This is a genomic window from Dietzia massiliensis, assembly GCF_018390595.1.
GTDB lineage: Bacteria > Actinomycetota > Actinomycetes > Mycobacteriales > Mycobacteriaceae > Dietzia > Dietzia massiliensis.
Window position 1 is genome coordinate 1 of sequence record NZ_JAHBAV010000251.1, and the last position, 407, is coordinate 407.

Sequence of the window (407 nt, forward strand, 5' to 3'; positions counted from 1 at the left end):
GCGCGGTAGTGCGCCACGCGCTCGCGAAAATAGTCGCGCAGCGGTTCCGGCTGCTCGCGCTCCACCACTTCCGGGATCACCGGCATGTTGTAGCGCTCTTTGTACGCCACGCCAGAGGCGGCGAGATCCACGTTCACCCTGTCCATCTCTTCTTTGGACAGCTCGGCCAGATTATAACCCACGCTATGCTCCTTACTTACTTTGCCGCATTGAACCTGCGCAGAAGGTAATCCACCCGGCGACGCTTGGCAAGCCCGTAGCGCCGCCGCGGCGGACGATATTTTCCAAAGAGTAATGCAATCTATTTATTCTTTTAAATAAGAATGATTCGCTTTTTGATTAAAATAAAAGATGGGAATAATTATCATAATAATTAGCGTAAATCTCTATGTGTTTTTATGTATTTG

At 49.4% G+C, this 407-nt stretch carries 1 protein-coding gene; it reads right to left on the reverse strand.

Annotated elements, in window-relative coordinates; all coding sequences use genetic code 11:
- On the reverse strand, positions 1-182 hold a 182-nt coding region (locus KHA85_RS20480), incomplete at its 3' end, for a DNA polymerase III subunit theta (RefSeq protein ID WP_060448683.1).
- Positions 183-407 lie beyond the last annotated feature (225 nt).